This is a genomic window from Nitrosopumilus sp. S6 (genome assembly GCF_054515815.1).
Genome location: NZ_JBTNRI010000010.1, coordinates 34,708 through 52,423, shown reverse-complemented (window position 1 = coordinate 52,423; position 17,716 = coordinate 34,708). Strand labels below are relative to the sequence as shown.

The window sequence follows — 17,716 nt, the reverse complement described above, 5'->3', positions numbered from 1 at the left end:
GATTTACTTTAATCAAATTCAATTTTTTGTGTTATGAGGATAGGTTTTCTGAAGGAAAATCCTCCTAGTTGGTCAGAAAACCTATTTCTCAAAAATAATTTAAAATAAATTTACAAGTTATTTTGCATACACTTGTTCCAGTATAGATGCTTGAATGTTTGCAGGATTTTTTGCATGTAATTGTGTCACATAAGTTCTACAAGAATTTTCAGGAATATCTTTGTCAGAACCAATCTGAACTGCTTCAATACTGGATTTTACAAGAATTTTTGCTTTGTCTATTTTTTTATCTCCAGCACATGTGTTGAATTTTACATCGTATTTGCCTTGACCTATATCAGTTATAGAAATTATTTTTACATGTGGAGCAAATGATAGTTTCTTTCTTTCTTCAATGACTTTTTGATTCAGTTCAACAAATCGTTCATTGAGTTTGTCTACCCTATCATCTCCTTGATATTTCCATATAGGATCATTGTATAGGGCGACACATGTTTTGATATAGTTTACATGTTCATATTTTGACAAGAATTGTATTTTTCCAACATTTTTGTATGCTTGATAAAGTACAGAACACTGATTAATTCTTGGTTTTGTGACAATAACATTTTCACTAGTTATCGTAGAATCTATTACTTGTTCTTTTTCTTCTTGTTCTAGAAATAGAATTTTATTTTTAATTAGATATTTTATAGAATCCAAATACTCTTGCTCTGTAATTATTCCTTGACCATACCATAGTGCAGTATTTTTTATCCATTCAGGAATAAGTGATTCTGCAGAAACAGAACCTATTCCAATAATTAAAACAAGCAAAACAGGAATTAGTAAGAAAACTTTTTTCAACAATGTCATACTAATTTGCTTGAATAAATTGATTTAGGCACGAATTTTTTTTATGGTTTGATATTAGGGAGTACAGGAAAAGCAGAATTTACTTCTCGAATTATATCTTGAGCATCGATATCTCTTTCAGCAGAGATTAAGACAAGATACTCTTTAGTTGGAATACTAATCATAGTAACATTGCTACGTCTTGAAACAATATAGTCAATAGAACCTAATTGTTCATCAAAATCCTTTCTCATCATATACTCTAATGTTAATTGGACATACATTCTTTGACTCTCTACATCAGGTACCAGAGAAGTTACACCTTCTTTAAAATTCCCTGCAATTTTTTTGCCCATTTTATTTAATATACCTACAAATCTAACCTTAGGAAATGCCAAAACTTTCTGACATGACTGCTCTAAACTTTCAATTTCTTTTGAAGACAGGATTTATCTAAAACATTCTAAAATAAAAACAATATAATTTTTCAAATAATCATTCATATCAGAAAAGTTTTGAAACTATCGCAATCCCCATCTAGACATTACTTTGTCTTCAAGTTTCTTAAACACAACACCATCAACTACAAGGCCAATTCCCATAATTACAAGCATGATTGCAATTACCTGTGATACATCATTTAGCGAACGGCCAGCATTAAGCAAAAAGCCCAATCCTAGAAATGAAAACAGAATCTCTGCTCCAATTACACCTCTCCAGGCAAATGCCCATCCTTGTTTGAATCCTGAAATCATGTAAGGAAATGCTGCAGGAATCAATACTGCAGTTACTAGTTGACTGCCCTTTGCACCCATGTTTCTTGCAGCCTCTATAAAGTGAGGATTGATGTTTTTGACACCAGTGTAGGTATTGATGGTTACAGCAAAAATTGCACCAATTGCAGTAACAAAGATAATTCCACCATCAGTCAAACCAAACCAAAGAATTGCAAGTGGGACCCAGGCAATAGATGGAATTGATTGCAAGCCCAATACTAGAGAGCCAACAGTCTGGTTAACAACTTCAACTCTTGCCATAAAGATTCCTAAAACAATGCCACCACCAATTGCAATAGCCAATCCAACTGCCAATCTCCACATACTAGTTGCAATTCCATAAAACAGACTTCCATCAGCTGCACCATAACCCAAGTCTTCAGCTACCTCATATGGAGATGGAAAGACATTGTCTGGCCAAAGTCCAGTCATTGCAGTTATTTGCCAAACTGCAATGATGCCAATGTAAAATGCAATTCTGTGAGGAGTGTAATTTTTTGCCATAGCAATCACTGTTTGTTTTTCTTTACCTCAGGTCTTAGTTCAGAAAGCAAGTCTTGTTGAAATTTCATTAAGGATTCATCTTCAGTGACTCTAGGTCTTGGAAAATCATTATCAACTTCTTTTTTGATTATTGATGGACGATTGCTAAACACTGCAACTTTGGTTCCAAGTACTGCAGCTTCTGCAACGCTGTGTGTTACAAATAGAATAGTCTTTTTTGTTTTCTCCCAGATTAATTGCATCTCAACTAGTAACAAGTCACGTGTTTGTGCATCAAGTGCTGCAAATGGCTCATCCATGAGCAATACATCAGGATCCATTACAAGAGCTCTAGCTATTGCTACACGTTGTTTCATTCCTGTTGAAAGTTGATATGTATACGAATCAGTGAATTTTGTTAATTGCATCATGTCAAGATATCTGTGAGATATCTTTGCACGTTCTTCTTTTGGAATTCCTGCCATCTTTAATCCAAACTCTACGTTATCCTGTACTGTGAGCCATGGAAACAATGCGCCTTCCTGAAAGACCATAATTCTTTCAGGTCCAGTCTCATCAACAGGGCGGCCATCAAAGAGTATCTGACCCTCATCAGGCTTTTCCAGGCCTGCAACTATTCTCAAAAATGTAGATTTTCCACATCCAGATGGCCCTATCAAACATACAAAGTCACCAGATTCTACTTTGAGGTCTATTCCACCTAGAGCTTTTAGTTTATGAGAATCATGACTAAAGTACTTGACAATATTTTTTGCCTCTAGTTTGGACATTATGTGCTAGTCTCCTCTAGAGAATTTGTATCAAAGCTGTAAAAAATTCCAGACAAATCATATCCATTTCTTCCAAGATATCCCAAAGCATCAGCCTTTTCAGCAAAAGAGAAAACAGAATTAGGTTTAGGGTCAGCAGTTATCAAAATATTTGATAATGCAATATCTACAACATCATCAGACAGAGATTGTCCAAGGTAGGAATCTAGAAAAGCATTAAAAACAATTCTAGTGTCTTTAGGATTTTCCTGAATCCAAATTACTGTTTCATGATGTGCGCGAATAAAGTCAGCCCAGATAGAACTATTTTTTTCAACGTAATCTACATTTCCAATTAACAGAACAGATGCAAATTCTTTGTCTGGCCAAAGTTCTTCTTCATGGAATAATCGTTTTCCATTTAATTCAGTCTCTAAAATTGTAGCCCAGGGCTCTGCAATCCATGCGCCGTCAATATCACCCTTTACAAATAATGTGTAAATGTCAGGGTTTGGAATATTGTAAACAACAACATTTCCTCCTTTCTCAGCAGGTTTTAGTTGGTTTTCAGCCAAAAAATGGCGCAGTGAAACATCTTGTGTGTTGCCAATTTGTGGAGCAGCAATCTTTTTTCCTGCAAAGTCAGATGGAGAGTTTATTTCAGAATCTGGATGTACGATAAAGCTGGCACCACCACTTGCAGCACCGGCAAGTATCTTGATGTTATTATTTTCAGAATTTAAAAATCCATTAATCGCAGGTCCTGGTCCAACATATGCAAGATCAACTGAATTTGAAAATAGAGCTTCTATTGCTTGCGGTCCACTATCAAAGACTCTGGTTTCAATTTTAACATCATCACCAAGATGTTCTGCAAAGAATCCTTTTTCTATTCCTACAATTGGGATGGCATGTCCAATGTTTGGAAAGTAAGCTATTCGGAGTTTGCTCTCATGTGTAGTATCACTAGAGTTTAGAGCAACTCCAAGTACAGAAAACACCACAATTGCTGCAATTCCTGCAACAATTGCCGAACGAATTTTCATAAAACAGCGTTATATTTGGCGGTTAAATAATCATCGAATTTTAGCTCAAGCTAGCCAGAAATTTTTCACAGAAAAAAATTGATTTGCAAGCCTATCACAAAAGATAAATTCCAAAATACGACGGAAAAGATGTTTTATGACTCAAAAAGGAATTCTTGCATTTTCTGGAGGACTAGATACTTCAGTTGTTGTAAAGTATCTACAAGACGAACATGACATGGATGTTATCACAGTTACGGTAGATGTTGGGCAATGTGAAGACAATAAAAAAATTGAAGCAAAAGCAAAAAAATTAGGAGTAAAAAAACACTACAACATTGATGCAAGAAAAGAGTTTGTCAAAGATTACATTTTCCCATCAATTAAAGCAAATGCACTTTATCAAAAAAAATATTGTTTAGCAACAGCTCTTGCAAGACCATTAATTGCTGAAAAAGTTTTAGAGATTGCAAAAAAAGAAAAAGTAACATCACTAGCACATGGTTGTTCTGGAAAAGGAAACGACCAAGTACGTTTTGATATTACATTACGTTCAGGTTCTAATCTCCCAATCATTGCACCAATTCGTGACAAGAACTTGGACAGAGTTACAGAATTAAAGTTTGCAAAAAAACATGGAATTCAAATTGACACTGTAGCAAAAAAGTTTAGTATTGATCAAAACTTGTGGGGACGTGCAATTGAAGGTGGTGTCTTAGAAGACCCATACAACGAACCACCAGATGATGCATTCATTTGGGTAAAAACAAAAAATTTGCCAGACAAGCCAACATACTTGGAGATTAAATTTGAAAAAGGAATTCCTGTTGGAGTTGATGGTAAAACAATGGAAGGTCAAAAATTAATCGAATACATTAACAAAAAGGCAGGAGATGCAGGAGTTGGAATTGTTGATCATATCGAAGACAGAGTTGTTGGAATAAAGTCAAGAGAAGTATATGAGACACCAGCTGCGACTTGCTTAATTGAAGCACATTCAGATTTAGAGAAAATGGTTCACACAAAACACGAAAACAAGTTCAAATCAATAATTGATGATGAGTGGGCATACCTAGCATATTCAGGATTATGGCAAGATCCACTAAAGTCAGATTTAGATGGATTTATTGAGGCATCTCAAAAGCCAGTTACAGGTACAGTGAAACTAAAACTGTACAAAGGAAGCCTAAGAGTAGTTGGAAGAAAGTCCAAGAACTCACTTTACAGTCATGAGATTGCAACTTATGGTACAGAATCTACATTTGACCAAAGATTGGCCAAAGGATTTGTAGAATTGTGGGGAATGCAATCAACAGAAGCTAATAAATTACAAAAGAAAAGGTCAGAAAAAACATGAACTGCCCAGAATGTGACGCAACACTAAACATCCCAGATGATGCCGCAGTAGGAGAAATTGTCTCCTGTCCTGATTGTGGTGCTGACTTTGAAATCGCAAAAAAAGACGGATCAAATGTTGAGCTTAAACAAGCAGAAAGCGTAGGCGAAGACTGGGGAGAGTAATGTCAAAAGTCTGTATTGTGTTTGATCGCCTAAGAGCCGAAGAAAAGATGCTTCAAAAAGAAGCAGCTGAACTAGGACACGATACAGTGATGCTAGATGCAAAGATTACTCAAGTCAATACAGATAGCAAGAAAGAAGATTTTGATTTGGGAGATGTTGTTTTAGAAAGATGTGTAAGTTACTTTAGAGGACTGCACTTTACTGCAAGTCTTGAATTTATGGACATTCCTGTTCTAAACAAATTTGATGTTGCAAGTGTTTGTGGAAACAAAATGTTCATGACACTGCTTTTGAAAAAAGCAGGAGTGCCAACACCAAAAACATATTTTTCATTTACAAGTGAAAGTGCATCTGAGAATTTAGAAAAAGTTGGATATCCACTAGTAATCAAACCAGTAATTGGCAGTTGGGGAAGAGGTGTAATGCCAATTAAAGACAAAGATACGATGGATGCAATTTCTGAAATCAGAGATATTACAGATAGCCCACATGATAGAATCTACTATCTACAAGAACTAGTAGAGAGGCCACCTAGGGATATTCGAGTTATTACCGTAGGAGATGAGCCTGTTGCAGCAATGTACAGAAAGTCTTCGGGCGGATTTAAGACAAACATTGCACTTGGTGCCGATCCAGAACTTTGTGAGATCACAAAAGAGATGGAGGATATGGCAGCAAAAGCATCAAAGGCAATGGGAGGAGGAATTCTAGGAATAGACATGATGGAAGATGAAAAGAATGGCCTAGTGGTTCACGAAGTCAACAATACAGTAGAATTCAAGGGATTGGCAAGAGTTGCACAACGAAATATACCAAAAGAAATGGTAGAATTTGCTCTAAACTACGTTAGGAAATAAATTATACTCCATTACGAGGAGGTTTATCATGAAAGTAGGTGTTGTAGGAGCATCAGGATATGTAGGTGGAGAGACACTACGTCTTTTGGTTAATCACCCAGATGTCGAGATCAGCATGGTTACATCAAGACAACATGTCGGAGAGTACCTACACAGAGTTCAACCAAGTTTGAAGGGATTTACCGATCTGACTTTTTCAGAATTAGATTATGATAAATTAACTGACAAATGTGATTTAGTTTTCACAGCAGTGCCACACGGAACTGCAACTGAAATTGTAAAAGCATTGTATGATAGAGGTGTGAAAATCATTGATTTGAGTGCAGATTACAGATTGCATGATCAAGAAGCATATGACAAGTGGTATGGTTGGGAACACCCACATCCAGATTATTTAGAAAAATCAGTTTTTGGAGTACCAGAACTACATAGAGAAGATATCAAAAAAGCACAACTTGTTTCATGTCCAGGATGTATGGCAGTAACATCAATGCTAGCACTTGCACCATTAATTAGAAATGACATTATTGATACAGAACACATTGTTGTAGACTCTAAAATTGGTTCTTCAGGTGCAGGTTCTGGTTCAGGAACTGCACATGCAATGAGAGCAGGAGTTATCAGACCATACAAACCAGCAAAACACAGACACACTGGTGAGATTGAACAAGAGCTAAGTGAGATTGCAGGAAAGAAGATTCATGTTTCAATGAGTCCACATGCAGTAGATGTTGTCCGTGGAATTCTTTGTACAAACCACACATTCATGAAAAAAGATATTGAAGAAAAAGAGTTGTGGAAATTATATCGTCAAACTTATGGTGAAGAGAAATTTGTTAGATTAATTCGAGACAAAAAAGGATTATACAAATTCCCAGATCCAAAATTCTTGGTTGGTTCAAACTTTTGTGATATAGGATTTGATTTAGACGAAGACAACAATAGATTAATTGCATTGTCTGCATCTGATAACTTGATGAAAGGTGCAGCAGGTTCTGCCATCCAAAACATGAACGTAATGTGCGGTTTTGATGAAATGGATGGACTAAGATACACACCACTAACACCTGTTTAGAAATGATCACAATCAAAATTGGTGGAAGTGTAGTGGATGATTTACATCCATCAACAATTTCAGATATTAAAAAAGTTGCAGAATCAGAAGGAGTAATTCTAGTTCATGGTGGAGGTAAAGAAGTTACCAAAGTTTGCGAACAACTTGGAAAAGAACCAAAGTTTGTAACATCTCCTAGTGGAATCAAAAGTAGATACACCGACAAAGAAACTGCAGAGATTTTTACAATGGTAATGTCAGGTAGAATCAACAAAACAATAGTTCAGATGCTCCAAAAAAATGGAATTAATGCAATCGGATTATCAGGAGTTGATGCCAAAGTAATTCAAGCAGATAGGAAAAAGAAACTTCTCATCATAAATGAAAAAGGAAGAAAACAAGCAATTGACGGCGGATATACTGGAAAAATTAGAGAGGTCAACTCTACATTCATCAAATCACTCCTAGACCAAGGACTGACGCCTGTGATTTCACCTATTGCAATCAGCGAAGAATCAGAATTTCTCAATGTAGACGGAGACAGGGCAGCAGCATATGTTGCAGGAAAAGTTGGAAGCGACAAAGTATTATTCATAACAAATGTAGATGGACTCTTAATGGATGACAAAGTGGTTCCAAAGCTCACATTGGCTGAAGCAAAAGAGATTAGACCAAAAATTGGACCAGGTATGGAAAAGAAGATTTTAGCATCAACTGAAGCATTAGATATGGGAGTAAAAATAGCATTAATTGCAAATGGTCAAAAAGAAAATCCTATTTCATCAGCCATTGCACATGATAATTGTACGGTGATTGAACATGAGTGAAGACCAGTACATGGGCAATCTCTATCAGAGATTTCCAGTTACAGTTGAAAAAGGAAAAGGAGCTCACGTTTGGGATATTGATGGTAAGGAGTACATAGATTGTATGGGAGGATATGGAGTAGCACTAGTAGGACATCAAAATAAAAGAGTTAATGATGCAATAAAAGAACAAGTTGACAAAATTATAACAGTACACAGTTCACTTTACAACAAAACAAGAGAAGAGTTTTTGAAAACACTAATTGGTTTAGCACCTGAAGGATTAACACAAGTTCATCTTAACAACAGTGGTGCTGAAGCAATTGAAGCTGCAATAAAGTTTGCAAGAAAGTTTACAGGTAAAAAAGGAATGGTTGCAATGAAAGGATCCTATCACGGAAAATCATATGGAGCATTATCATTAACATTTAATCCAAAATACAAAAAAGCATTTGCTCCACTTGTGGAAAAAGTTTCATTTGCATCATACGGAGATATTGAATCACTACGTGAAGCAATTGATGATGATACTGCGTTTGTAATTTTAGAACCAATCCAAGGAGAAAGTGGAATTATTGTTGCACCTGATGGTTTTTTGCAAGACGTAAGAAAGCTTTGTGATGATAAAGGAATTCTGTTAATCTTTGACGAAATACAGGCAGGTTTAGGTAGAACAGGACGATTATGGGCTTGTGATCATTGGAACACAGCACCAGACATTTTGTGTTTAGCAAAAGGAATTGCCGGAGGAGTTCCAATGGGTGCAACTCTAGTAAGACCAGATATACTAGCTTCTATGAGTAAAGGAGAACATTCATCAACTTTTGGAGGAAACCCAATATCATGTGCAGCAGGTGTTGCAGCACTAAAATCAATTACAGAAGATGGATTAATTGAAAATTCTGAAAAGATGGGAAAAATTTTCAGAGAAGGTTTAGAGAAATTAAAAGAAAAGCATACCATGATTAGAGAAATTCGAGGTAAAGGACTCATGATAGGTGTAGAAATGAAGTTTGAAGTTAGAGATATCTTGATGGGATTAATCAGAAAAGGGGTTCTTATGCTATATTCTGGAAGAAATATTCTAAGAATTTTGCCTCCATTAGTGATTACTGAAGAAGATGTAACAAAAGTTTTACATGCTCTAGATATAATACTAACAGAAGAGGAACAGAAACGAAATGTACAAGGATAATGTAGATGAAAAAATTATCGGCTATCTAAAAGAAGATTCAAGGGAATCATTTGTAGATATTGGAAAGAAACTAAAACTATCAGAATCAGCAGTACGAAGAAGGGTTAAAAATCTCATCGGAAACGGAACTATCAAAAAATTTACTTTGGAGTTAGGTGAAGAAAATGCAACTAGTGCAATTGTTCTAGTCTCAGTAGATTCTGCAACTGACACATCAAAGGTTTCTCTAAAACTTGCAAAACTTGATGGTGTAAAAACAGTTTATGAAATTACAGGTCAATACGACATTACAACAATCATGAGTGCATCAAGTATTGCAGAGATTAACAATAGTATTGATGCATTAAGAAAAATTCCAGGGGTAGTAGACACCAATACTGTAATTATTTTAAGAAAAGTAGTCTAAACCGACTTTCGGTTTAAAATTTTAATTCAAAACTAGTTTAGGATCATTTTTAGTTATTTTCAACGAAACTAGTACGAATATGTTTATATCATCAATTTATGTCAACGAATTCTGTAATGAAAGATCCGAATCACTATGCAAACCTGTACAACGCATACGAAAAGAATCCAAAGAAGATAAGAGTCCTTGACAGTACTCTAAGAGAAGGAGAGCAGCATCCAGGTGTTTCATTTACAAACAAACAAAGAATCCAGATTGCATGGATGTTAGATTATTTTGGTGTAGACCAAATTGAAATTTCACCAGTTGTATCAAGTGATCATAAAGAAGCTACAAAGACAATAATCAAGCAAGGACTAAAAGCAGATATTGTTTCTCACGGACGTGCTCTCAAAGAAGACATTGATATTTCATTAGATTGTGATGCAAAATGGTGTGCAGCATATCTAGGAATTTCAGATATTCATCTTAAAGATAAACTTCGTATTTCAAGAGAAGATGCACTTGAGCGAGCTGTGGAAACTGTAGAGTATGCAAAGTCACATGGATTAAAAATTAGATTTACAGTAGAAGATGGAAGTAGGGCAGAGCCAGAATTCTTGCTCAAAGTTTGCAAAGCAATAGAAGAAGCTGGTGTGGATAGAATCAGTCTACCAGATACTGTTGGAATATTGCGTCCAATTGGAATGTATAATTTTGTCAAAAAAGTAAGAGACTCTATAGATGTTCCACTAGATGCACATGTACACAATGACATTGGATTTGCAGTAGCTAATGCATTTTCTGCATGTGATGCAGGAGTTGATCAAATTCATACTACAATTGACGGAATTGGTGAAAGAACAGGAATACCTCCACTTGCAGAAGTTGCCGTCGCTTTAACATATTTGTACAAATCACCAAATGATTTCAGATTAGACATGTTACTAGATTTGTCTAGATTAATTGAAGAGTACACTACAATCAAACCATATGATTCAAAACCAATTGTAGGTTCTTCAGCATACAAACACAAAGCAGGAACACATCTTGCAGCAATACTAAGAAATCCTGCAGCATATGAGCCCATACCACCTAGAGCCGTAGGAAACAGAAGAAGAATTGTATTTGGAGAATTGGCAGGAAAGACAGGAGCTGCCTATTTGATGTCACTATTAGGATTAGAAAAAGATGACAAGAGTGCAAAAGCAGTAGCAGCTGGATTAAAGGGTCTTAGAATGGGAGATCTGATCGAGATTCCTCTTGAAGACAGACTTGAAAAAATAATTAACGATAAATAGAGAGGAGGTGGAGAAGAGAATATGTCAAAATGTGAAGAATGTGATGCAGATATTTCCATACCAAGTGATGCACTTGAAGGAGAAATTGTAACATGTCCGGAATGTGGCGCAAGTTTTGAATTAGCAAAAGGTTCAGACGGTTTCGATCTAAAGCCTGCCCAAACGGTTGGCGAGGATTGGGGACAGTGAGTCCCGACGTTACGATTCTTTATGATACCATCCGTTGGGAAGAAAAAGGCCTACTAGAAGCAGGTAAGAAAAAAGACATCAACATCCAGATGGTAGATTGTAAGAAGTTAGCAGTAGATTTAGAAAAAAAGCCTGAAGATTATGGAGTAGTTATACAAAGATGTGTAAGTTATTACAGAAATTTGCATTCAACAGCAGCTCTTGAAGGATTAGGAGTCAAAGTAATCAATTGTCTCAACACAGGAATCTTTGCAGGAAACAAACTATTCACACATATGTTGTTAAAGAAAGCTGGAGTTCCAACACCAGATGCAACAGTTGCATTCTCAAAAGATGCAGCTCTAGAAGCATTAGATTTACAGGGATACCCAAAAGTGATCAAACCAACAGTTGGAAGTTGGGGAAGACTAATCTCAAAATTAAATGACAAAGATTCTGCTGAAGGAATCATTGAGGGCAGAGAAACCATGTATCCAATTTATCAAGTTCATTATCTAGAAGAGTTTGTAAAAAGACCACCTAGGGATATCAGAGCAATTATGGTCGGAGACAAAATTGTTGCAGCAATTTACCGCAACTCAGAGCACTGGAAGACAAACATGGCACTTGGAGGAGTGGCAGAGCCATGCGAGGTAACACAGGAAATGGAAGAAATGTGTATTAAGGCAAAAAATGCAGTTCAAGGAGATATCGTAGGTGTAGATTTGATGGAAAGTGAAGAGAAAGGATTGGTTGTTCATGAAGTAAACAATACAACGGAATACAAAAACACAGTTAGAGTGTGTGAAGTAGATATTCCTTCACTTATGCTAGACTATGCACTAAAGATAGACAAGTAAGAATTGGACACTCATTTTACAGTTACACCAAGATTTGCAACAAAGATGCTTGAGAAGGCATTAAGATTGTACACCCCATCTCTTAGTGAAAAACCAATGGCAGAGTTTCTTGCAGACAAATGTGATGATTTAGGATTTGAAGATATTCAAATTGATGAAGTAGGAAATGTAATTGCCCGAAAGGGTTCAGGCAGTCCAACGATTATGCTATGTGGTCACATGGATGTAGTTCCAGGTAAAGTAAAGGTAAGAAAAGAGGGAGACTCTCTTTATGGTAGAGGAGCATCTGATGCAAAAGCACCATTAATGGCAATGCTATTTGCTGCAGCATCAATACAAAACAACAATGGAACAATAATTTTTGTTGGTGCAGTTGATGAAGAAGGAAATGCCACTGGAATTAAAAATCTAGTTAAAAAAAAGATGGGTGTTGATTATGCAGTTTTTGGAGAACCAAGCGGGATCAAACAAGTTACTATAGCATACAAAGGAAGATTAGCAATCAATCTCAAAATTAGTGTGGAAGATAGTTCACATGCAAGTGCACCATGGCTTTCAAAAAATGCAATTTTAGAATCAATGATTTTTGCAAGAGAATTAAAAGAAAAACTTGAAGAAAATCAAGAAGATAAAACAAAAGGAATGTTGTTGACTGCAACTATGACAGAAGTAAAAGGAGGAACAAGTCACAATGTTACTCCAAAAGAATGTGAAACAACTTTTGATATAAGAATTCCAGTAGATATGAACTGCAAATCAATTGAACAAAAGATTGCTACTTTGGTAAAGGAAATTGCAGAAAAAAGAGACGTAGAAGCATTTTACTCAATTCTTGATGAAACAGAGCCATTTGAGGCAGCACATGACTCTCCACTAGTGCGTGCATTTACGCTTGGAGTCATGGATGTAGAGCATACTAGGCCTAAACTAATTAGAAAAACAGGTACTGGAGACATGAATGTACTAGGAACACAGTGGAGTATTCCAGTTGTAACGTATGGTCCAGGAGACCCTCATGAAGCTCACACCATTGATGAAAAAGTTTCAATTGATGAATATCTCAGAGGAATCGAAATTCTCAAAAAGATGCTACAGCATTTAAAAAGACTTCATGATAGAAAGATGCAGTAATGCTCTGGTTTGTAGGTTTAGGAATTTCGGGATTCAAATCAATTCCGAATGAAGCAATTGATGTTTTAGCAAAAGCAGACATTGTATATCTTGAGCAATTCACAAGTCCTATTGGTAAATCAGATCTAACTAAAATCAAAAATGCAACACAAGGGGAATTCAGACCGGCAAAAAGATGGTTAGTCGAAGATGGAAATGAGATTTTAGAGAATGCAAAGAAAAAGAAAGTTGTCTTGTTATCGTATGGAGACCCATACATTGCTACAACACATATCGAGTTACGTGAAAGAGCAATTAAAGAAAAAATAAAAACACATTCTATTCATGCATCTTCATCATTAACTTCAATGATTGGAGAGTGCGGTCTTCACTTTTACAAAGTTGGAAGAATTGCAACTATAATGAGTGAAATGAAATCACTTACAACACCATACTATGTAATTTACAAAAATGTCATAGAAGGGAATCACACAGTCCTTCTTTTGGAGTTTAATCAAGACAAAGATTTCTTTTTAGATCCAAAGGATGCATTAAATGGATTATTAGAAACAGAGAAAGGTCAAAGAAGAAAAGTCATCAGTTCATCAACCTTTGCCATTGTCGCATCAAGAGTGGGATTCAAAGACCAAGAAATAGTATCAGGTAAAATATCTAGCCTAAAAAAGAGAGATTTTGGAAAACCACCACATACAGTGATAATTCCCGGAAGACTTCATTTTACAGAGTCAGACGCATTGAAGGTTTTAGGAGAATGTATTGATGAGCCATTTGATAATACAGAGAAAACAAGAAAAATTTCTTCTCAAATGATTGAAAAATATGTTCCAATGGTAAGAGAAGCACTTGAAGAGGTAGAACCATACTACAAAAACCAAAAAGAGTACCAAGTAATTTTAGAAAATGCAGAATTGTATGTCAAAGACGCAGAGAAATTTTTAGAAGACGGTCAAGATGAGGTGGCCATTCTAAGTATTGGATATGCAGATGGATTAGTAGATGCATTAAGGTTAGCCAAAGGCTTGGATCCCAAAATGTAATTTTAGCGATGAATTAAAGAGAGGGAGAAAAATAGAAAAAATGTTGGAATCAATTCAAAGAGTAATTCTTTCTACAATGTACATATCTCAGATTGATGGTACTAATCCAATTGAAAAAATCAAAGAAAAAACTGTACTTTCAGATGAACAAATTAATTCAGAGATAGACGAGTTGATAAAAAATCAATTTGTAAAAGAAGATAAAAAATCACTCACAGAATCAGGACGAAATTCTTTGAAGGTTGTTTTAGCTGGTGGTGTTTTTGATATTATTCATCCAGGACACATCTACACTCTAAATGCTGCAAAGGAATTAGGTGATATTCTTGTGGTAGTTGTTGCCACAGACAACACTGCAGTAAAGATGAAAAAAAGGCAACCATTACATTCCCAAGAACAAAGACAAGAATTGGTAAATTCCCTATCCATGGTAGACCTTTGCCTCATAGGACAAGAAAATGATATTTTCAAGACAGTAAATAATGTGAGACCACAAATAATTGCACTAGGATACGACCAAACTCACCAAGAGAAATTCATTACAGAAGGATGTAAAAAAATCAATCTAGATGCAAAAGTGGCAAGATTGCAATCCCCAATTCCAGATAGTTCTAGCTCAAAAATCCAAAAAGAGTATGGTGAATCTATTCACGGAATTTGAGTTATTGTTTAGCTGTTAAAACGTTACATTTTGCCTTGTGATGAATTGTATTGATAATATCATCATAAAGGGTAGATTCAGTCATGGATAATTTTGGATAGTCTACAATAAGCAAATCAACTTTATGTTCAGTAACATAGTCAATTACCCAATGTGCAATAGAGTCAGTTAATGCAAACTTTGTTTTAATTGGAACATTTTTCTTTGCAGCTGCTTTTTCCCATTTTGAGAGTTCATTTTTTATTTGATTTTTTCTTTTTTGCAAGGCAATTTTGTCAGTTTTGGTCTCAAAGAAATGAAACGTTGGAGGTTTTTGATAAAAGCATTCAATCACAGAAAGAGAACATCCTAATTTCTGTGCCAATTCTAACCCTAATTCAAAAGATTTTTTGTCATGAGTAGGAGTGATTATGGCAACCGTAATTTGTTTAATCAAGTAATAATTCTAACAAACTTACTGTTAATCAATTTTTGGTTAGGGAGAAATAGGTATCTTGATGGTTATTTTAGAACCGTTTTTGAGTTTTGCAGTTTTTCTCAGACATGTTTTTGAGATCAGCTCAACAACAGAGTTATCATGATGAGTACGTTCAAGTAAAATCATATCGCAATTAATTGAATTATTTAGTTTTGCAGGAAAGCATTTGACCCAACCATAGGTTCTCTTTCCATCAGAGAAACTCTTAATTTTAATTCCATCCAAGGTTTCAAATTGTTTGACTGCCTCTTGATGAATTTTTTGATCTAATCTTACATTGAGAGTTCCAGGAAATGGGATATAACCGATTTTTGATTTGAATTGCTTTGTGTATCCCTTTAGCCCCATGTAATATGCACCTTCACCCATTCCAGATACCAAAGTTCCTTTTAGTTCAACATGAGATGGAAAGGAGTTCAAGCTTTTTTGCAGAGTTGTAGATAGTTTTACTATTTCAGAGAAACCTTTTGAGGTAATCTTTACAGATACATTTCTTCCACTCATAATTCGGTCAATGAATTGATTTTGTTCTAATTCAAGCAGATGTTTTGATGCAGCTTGTTGTGATTTTTTGATGCTCTTTCCCAAAGAAGAAGTAGTTATTGAAACATAGTTGTGTTTAGCACCTTTAGAAAGAAGATAAGATAGAGTTAGGATATGCTGAATTTTTAGTTCAGGCATCTAAGATCCTATGCTACGCCCAGTTCACCGAATGTTTTGAGAGTCATTCCATCAGAGTTTGATAGTTTTGCTACTCTGTGTCCAACTACACATTCAATTCCTGCATTTTTGGCACCCTCTAAAAGTCTCTGAGTGATGATTCCATCTAATAGAAGATATTTGATTCCAGATTGTGTTGATAGTTTACTGACAACTTCACTAATTGGAACCTTAAAGATTTCATTATTGTCACCATCTAATGCAACAGCTTCAAGAGTTTCATTTAGAGTTGGAAAAACTTTTGCTGCCATTTCTGCAAGTGGTTTGTCATCTTCACTTTTGAGTGAAGGTGCGGGTTTTCCACTTTTGATTTCTTCAGCAATAGGACTTAGAATCTCATCTATTCTTTGCGGAGTTAATTCTTCAACTTCAACATCATTGTCAGCTTGTAGTTCATAATCAATTGGAACAACGGATTTTAGTTCTTTGAGAATAAACCCACCTGCTCTATCACCATCTAAGAATGCTACAACAGTGTCTTTAGAACTACATAATTCTTTGATAGACTCATCTATTTTTGCACCTTCAATTGCAAGAGCATTGTCATATCCAGCTCTGAGAAGATTGATTACATCTGCTCTTCCTTCAACTAGAATTACCCAGTTTGAATCAGCTAGACCAGAACTACATGTGAGTTTGGATGGCCCATATGTGGATAATTTTTTAGAATCACCTTGATGGACATCATTTAGCATGCTTTCTCCTTCACTAACAGTTTTAGTTGCCCATTTTTGCTTGATTTCTTTTGCACGTTTTACAATGTCATCTTTCTTTGCAGCACGTACATCATCAATTGCTTCTAATGTGAATTTACAATCAAATGGACCAACTTTGTCAATGCTCTCAATTCCAGCTGCAATCAATGCACAAGTATCAATATCAGTACTCATAGGAATTAACGCTTCACCATTAGTGGTGTTTGCAGTAGTTTTAGCACTTACTTCAATGCGACCTACTTTTGAAACTCGTTGCAGTTCATTCAGATTCATCTCAGGGCCCAACAGTCCTTCTGTTTGGCCGAAGATGGCTCCGATTATATCTGCTCTTTCAACGAGCCCATCAACTTCATAGGAAAGTTTAACATGATATTTGACAATTCCTGATTGAGGCATAAATTATTCATCTCCTTAATTATCATGTTTTGACTCTCTGTATTCGATATATGAGGGTATCGCAAAAATTTACACTGAAAAACTAGAATTTTTTAAAAAATCTGCAGGTAATGCAAACACTAGATAATGTAAAAATGAAAAATGATGGTGTGTTTATTCAGTACTAAATGAATGACCGCATGAACAGGATTTTGTAACATTTGGATTGTTAATCTTAAATCCAGAACCCATTAGGCTTTCAATATAGTCAACGTTTGCACCTTGTAGATGGTCAACGCTGTAACTGTCAACTAATAGTTTTACACCATTTTCTTCCATGACTAGGTCATCTTCTTCTGGTGCTTTTTCAAAGCCCATTCCGTAAGACAAACCAGAACAGCCTCCACCTTGAACATATACTCTAAGGTATTCAGGAGATTCTGCTTCTTCTTTCATGAATTCTTTGATTTTCTCAGCTGCTTTTGAAGTAACTGTGATCATCTTTTGTGTTTGTTCAGTTGCCATAATGAACAAAAAAGTCGTTTTTAAATATAATAAGCTTT

General features: G+C 35.6%; 22 protein-coding genes. 13 read left to right on the top strand and 9 right to left on the bottom strand.

Annotated features, from left to right (window positions below; translation table 11 throughout):
- Nucleotides 1-117 precede the first annotated feature (117 nt).
- The 5 genes from ACX12B_RS07580 to ACX12B_RS07560 all read right to left on the bottom strand — a co-directional run bounded on the left by ACX12B_RS07580 (nucleotide 118) and on the right by ACX12B_RS07560 (nucleotide 3,909).
- A complete protein-coding gene (locus ACX12B_RS07580; RefSeq protein WP_459353414.1) occupies nucleotides 118-855 on the bottom strand; it encodes a plastocyanin in 738 nt (245 codons plus the stop codon).
- Between the two features lie 41 nt (nucleotides 856-896).
- Nucleotides 897-1,265 (bottom strand): DUF6659 family protein, encoded by a 369-nt coding sequence (locus tag ACX12B_RS07575; RefSeq protein ID WP_459353418.1) that lies wholly within the window; start codon nucleotides 1,263-1,265, stop codon nucleotides 897-899.
- Between the two features lie 90 nt (nucleotides 1,266-1,355).
- Nucleotides 1,356-2,114, bottom strand: coding sequence for an ABC transporter permease (locus ACX12B_RS07570; protein ID WP_459353413.1), 759 nt, complete (start codon nucleotides 2,112-2,114; stop codon nucleotides 1,356-1,358).
- 5 nt (nucleotides 2,115-2,119) lie between these two features.
- Nucleotides 2,120-2,884 (bottom strand): ABC transporter ATP-binding protein, encoded by a 765-nt coding sequence (locus ACX12B_RS07565; protein WP_459353412.1) that lies wholly within the window; start codon nucleotides 2,882-2,884, stop codon nucleotides 2,120-2,122.
- Nucleotides 2,884-3,909 carry an ABC transporter substrate-binding protein gene (locus ACX12B_RS07560; RefSeq protein ID WP_459353411.1) on the bottom strand — a complete coding sequence of 342 codons (1,026 nt, stop codon included), beginning with the start codon at nucleotides 3,907-3,909 and terminating at the stop codon, nucleotides 2,884-2,886. The genes ACX12B_RS07565 and ACX12B_RS07560 overlap by 1 nt, the downstream gene beginning before the upstream one ends.
- Nucleotides 3,910-4,045: 136 nt before the next feature.
- Between ACX12B_RS07560 and ACX12B_RS07555 the strand changes: the two genes are divergently transcribed.
- The 13 genes from ACX12B_RS07555 to ACX12B_RS07495 all read left to right on the top strand — a co-directional run bounded on the left by ACX12B_RS07555 (nucleotide 4,046) and on the right by ACX12B_RS07495 (nucleotide 14,864).
- A complete protein-coding gene (locus tag ACX12B_RS07555) occupies nucleotides 4,046-5,245 on the top strand; it encodes an argininosuccinate synthase (protein ID WP_459353410.1) in 1,200 nt (399 codons plus the stop codon).
- Nucleotides 5,242-5,409, top strand: a complete 168-nt coding sequence (lysW/argW, locus tag ACX12B_RS07550) for an alpha-aminoadipate/glutamate carrier protein LysW (protein WP_012215670.1) — start codon at nucleotides 5,242-5,244, stop codon at nucleotides 5,407-5,409. The genes ACX12B_RS07555 and lysW/argW (ACX12B_RS07550) overlap by 4 nt, the downstream gene beginning before the upstream one ends.
- Nucleotides 5,409-6,266, top strand: a complete 858-nt coding sequence (gene lysX, locus ACX12B_RS07545) for a lysine biosynthesis protein LysX (protein WP_459353409.1) — start codon at nucleotides 5,409-5,411, stop codon at nucleotides 6,264-6,266. Before lysW/argW (ACX12B_RS07550) ends, lysX (ACX12B_RS07545) begins: the two co-directional genes overlap by 1 nt.
- A 28-nt stretch (nucleotides 6,267-6,294) precedes the next feature.
- Nucleotides 6,295-7,341, top strand: coding sequence for an N-acetyl-gamma-glutamyl-phosphate reductase (gene argC / locus ACX12B_RS07540; protein ID WP_459353408.1), 1,047 nt, complete (start codon nucleotides 6,295-6,297; stop codon nucleotides 7,339-7,341).
- A 2-nt stretch (nucleotides 7,342-7,343) separates the two neighbouring features.
- Nucleotides 7,344-8,147 carry a [LysW]-aminoadipate/[LysW]-glutamate kinase gene (locus tag ACX12B_RS07535; RefSeq protein ID WP_459353407.1) on the top strand — a complete coding sequence of 268 codons (804 nt, stop codon included), beginning with the start codon at nucleotides 7,344-7,346 and terminating at the stop codon, nucleotides 8,145-8,147.
- Nucleotides 8,140-9,321, top strand: a complete 1,182-nt coding sequence (locus ACX12B_RS07530; protein ID WP_459353406.1) for an aspartate aminotransferase family protein — start codon at nucleotides 8,140-8,142, stop codon at nucleotides 9,319-9,321. Before ACX12B_RS07535 ends, ACX12B_RS07530 begins: the two co-directional genes overlap by 8 nt.
- Entirely contained in the window at nucleotides 9,308-9,727 is a 420-nt protein-coding gene (lysM, locus tag ACX12B_RS07525; protein ID WP_459353405.1) for an HTH-type transcriptional regulator LysM, read from the top strand. The genes ACX12B_RS07530 and lysM overlap by 14 nt, the downstream gene beginning before the upstream one ends.
- Nucleotides 9,728-9,843: 116 nt before the next feature.
- Nucleotides 9,844-11,007, top strand: a complete 1,164-nt coding sequence (locus ACX12B_RS07520) for a LeuA family protein (protein ID WP_459353404.1) — start codon at nucleotides 9,844-9,846, stop codon at nucleotides 11,005-11,007.
- Between the two features lie 21 nt (nucleotides 11,008-11,028).
- Nucleotides 11,029-11,196 (top strand): alpha-aminoadipate/glutamate carrier protein LysW, encoded by a 168-nt coding sequence (gene lysW/argW, locus ACX12B_RS07515; protein WP_012215677.1) that lies wholly within the window; start codon nucleotides 11,029-11,031, stop codon nucleotides 11,194-11,196.
- A complete protein-coding gene (gene lysX / locus ACX12B_RS07510) occupies nucleotides 11,193-12,035 on the top strand; it encodes a lysine biosynthesis protein LysX (protein ID WP_459353403.1) in 843 nt (280 codons plus the stop codon). The genes lysW/argW (ACX12B_RS07515) and lysX (ACX12B_RS07510) overlap by 4 nt, the downstream gene beginning before the upstream one ends.
- A gap of 3 nt (nucleotides 12,036-12,038) precedes the next feature.
- Nucleotides 12,039-13,166, top strand: a complete 1,128-nt coding sequence (locus tag ACX12B_RS07505; protein ID WP_459353402.1) for a M20/M25/M40 family metallo-hydrolase — start codon at nucleotides 12,039-12,041, stop codon at nucleotides 13,164-13,166.
- Nucleotides 13,166-14,203 (top strand): diphthine synthase, encoded by a 1,038-nt coding sequence (dph5, locus tag ACX12B_RS07500; protein ID WP_459353401.1) that lies wholly within the window; start codon nucleotides 13,166-13,168, stop codon nucleotides 14,201-14,203. The genes ACX12B_RS07505 and dph5 overlap by 1 nt, the downstream gene beginning before the upstream one ends.
- Nucleotides 14,204-14,243: 40 nt before the next feature.
- The gene (locus ACX12B_RS07495) at nucleotides 14,244-14,864 is read left to right on the top strand and encodes an adenylyltransferase/cytidyltransferase family protein (protein ID WP_459353400.1); all 621 of its coding nucleotides are present in this window, start codon (nucleotides 14,244-14,246) and stop codon (nucleotides 14,862-14,864) included.
- Between the two features lies 1 nt (nucleotide 14,865).
- Here the strand turns inward: ACX12B_RS07495 and ACX12B_RS07490 are convergent, their stop codons facing one another.
- From ACX12B_RS07490 to erpA, 4 genes are all read right to left on the bottom strand, one after another.
- Nucleotides 14,866-15,300, bottom strand: a complete 435-nt coding sequence (locus ACX12B_RS07490) for a universal stress protein (RefSeq protein WP_459353399.1) — start codon at nucleotides 15,298-15,300, stop codon at nucleotides 14,866-14,868.
- A 39-nt stretch (nucleotides 15,301-15,339) separates the two neighbouring features.
- Nucleotides 15,340-16,023: a DUF120 domain-containing protein gene (locus ACX12B_RS07485; RefSeq protein WP_459353398.1), complete on the bottom strand. Its 684-nt coding sequence runs from the start codon at nucleotides 16,021-16,023 to the stop codon at nucleotides 15,340-15,342.
- An 8-nt stretch (nucleotides 16,024-16,031) separates the two neighbouring features.
- A complete protein-coding gene (dnaG, locus tag ACX12B_RS07480) occupies nucleotides 16,032-17,174 on the bottom strand; it encodes a DNA primase DnaG (protein ID WP_459353397.1) in 1,143 nt (380 codons plus the stop codon).
- A gap of 153 nt (nucleotides 17,175-17,327) precedes the next feature.
- On the bottom strand, nucleotides 17,328-17,678 hold the full coding sequence (erpA, locus tag ACX12B_RS07475) for an iron-sulfur cluster insertion protein ErpA (protein ID WP_459353396.1): 351 nt from the start codon (nucleotides 17,676-17,678) through the stop codon (nucleotides 17,328-17,330).
- Nucleotides 17,679-17,716: the final 38 nt, after the last annotated feature.

What these genes read in the sequence shown, in the direction of transcription:
- ACX12B_RS07485 (WP_459353398.1), bottom strand. Translation starts at nt 16,023, where the DNA reads ATGCCTGAACTAAAAATTCAGCATATCCTAACTCTATCTTATCTTCTT.
- ACX12B_RS07580 (WP_459353414.1), bottom strand. Translation starts at nt 855, where the DNA reads ATGACATTGTTGAAAAAAGTTTTCTTACTAATTCCTGTTTTGCTTGTT.
- dnaG (WP_459353397.1), bottom strand. Translation starts at nt 17,174, where the DNA reads ATGCCTCAATCAGGAATTGTCAAATATCATGTTAAACTTTCCTATGAA.
- dph5 (WP_459353401.1), top strand. Translation starts at nt 13,166, where the DNA reads ATGCTCTGGTTTGTAGGTTTAGGAATTTCGGGATTCAAATCAATTCCG.
- argC (WP_459353408.1), top strand. Translation starts at nt 6,295, where the DNA reads ATGAAAGTAGGTGTTGTAGGAGCATCAGGATATGTAGGTGGAGAGACA.
- ACX12B_RS07555 (WP_459353410.1), top strand. Translation starts at nt 4,046, where the DNA reads ATGACTCAAAAAGGAATTCTTGCATTTTCTGGAGGACTAGATACTTCA.
- ACX12B_RS07520 (WP_459353404.1), top strand. Translation starts at nt 9,844, where the DNA reads ATGAAAGATCCGAATCACTATGCAAACCTGTACAACGCATACGAAAAG.
- ACX12B_RS07565 (WP_459353412.1), bottom strand. Translation starts at nt 2,884, where the DNA reads ATGTCCAAACTAGAGGCAAAAAATATTGTCAAGTACTTTAGTCATGAT.
- erpA (WP_459353396.1), bottom strand. Translation starts at nt 17,678, where the DNA reads ATGGCAACTGAACAAACACAAAAGATGATCACAGTTACTTCAAAAGCA.
- ACX12B_RS07530 (WP_459353406.1), top strand. Translation starts at nt 8,140, where the DNA reads ATGAGTGAAGACCAGTACATGGGCAATCTCTATCAGAGATTTCCAGTT.
- lysM (WP_459353405.1), top strand. Translation starts at nt 9,308, where the DNA reads ATGTACAAGGATAATGTAGATGAAAAAATTATCGGCTATCTAAAAGAA.
- lysW/argW (WP_012215670.1), top strand. Translation starts at nt 5,242, where the DNA reads ATGAACTGCCCAGAATGTGACGCAACACTAAACATCCCAGATGATGCC.
- lysW/argW (WP_012215677.1), top strand. Translation starts at nt 11,029, where the DNA reads ATGTCAAAATGTGAAGAATGTGATGCAGATATTTCCATACCAAGTGAT.
- ACX12B_RS07535 (WP_459353407.1), top strand. Translation starts at nt 7,344, where the DNA reads ATGATCACAATCAAAATTGGTGGAAGTGTAGTGGATGATTTACATCCA.
- ACX12B_RS07495 (WP_459353400.1), top strand. Translation starts at nt 14,244, where the DNA reads ATGTTGGAATCAATTCAAAGAGTAATTCTTTCTACAATGTACATATCT.
- ACX12B_RS07570 (WP_459353413.1), bottom strand. Translation starts at nt 2,114, where the DNA reads ATGGCAAAAAATTACACTCCTCACAGAATTGCATTTTACATTGGCATC.
- ACX12B_RS07560 (WP_459353411.1), bottom strand. Translation starts at nt 3,909, where the DNA reads ATGAAAATTCGTTCGGCAATTGTTGCAGGAATTGCAGCAATTGTGGTG.
- lysX (WP_459353409.1), top strand. Translation starts at nt 5,409, where the DNA reads ATGTCAAAAGTCTGTATTGTGTTTGATCGCCTAAGAGCCGAAGAAAAG.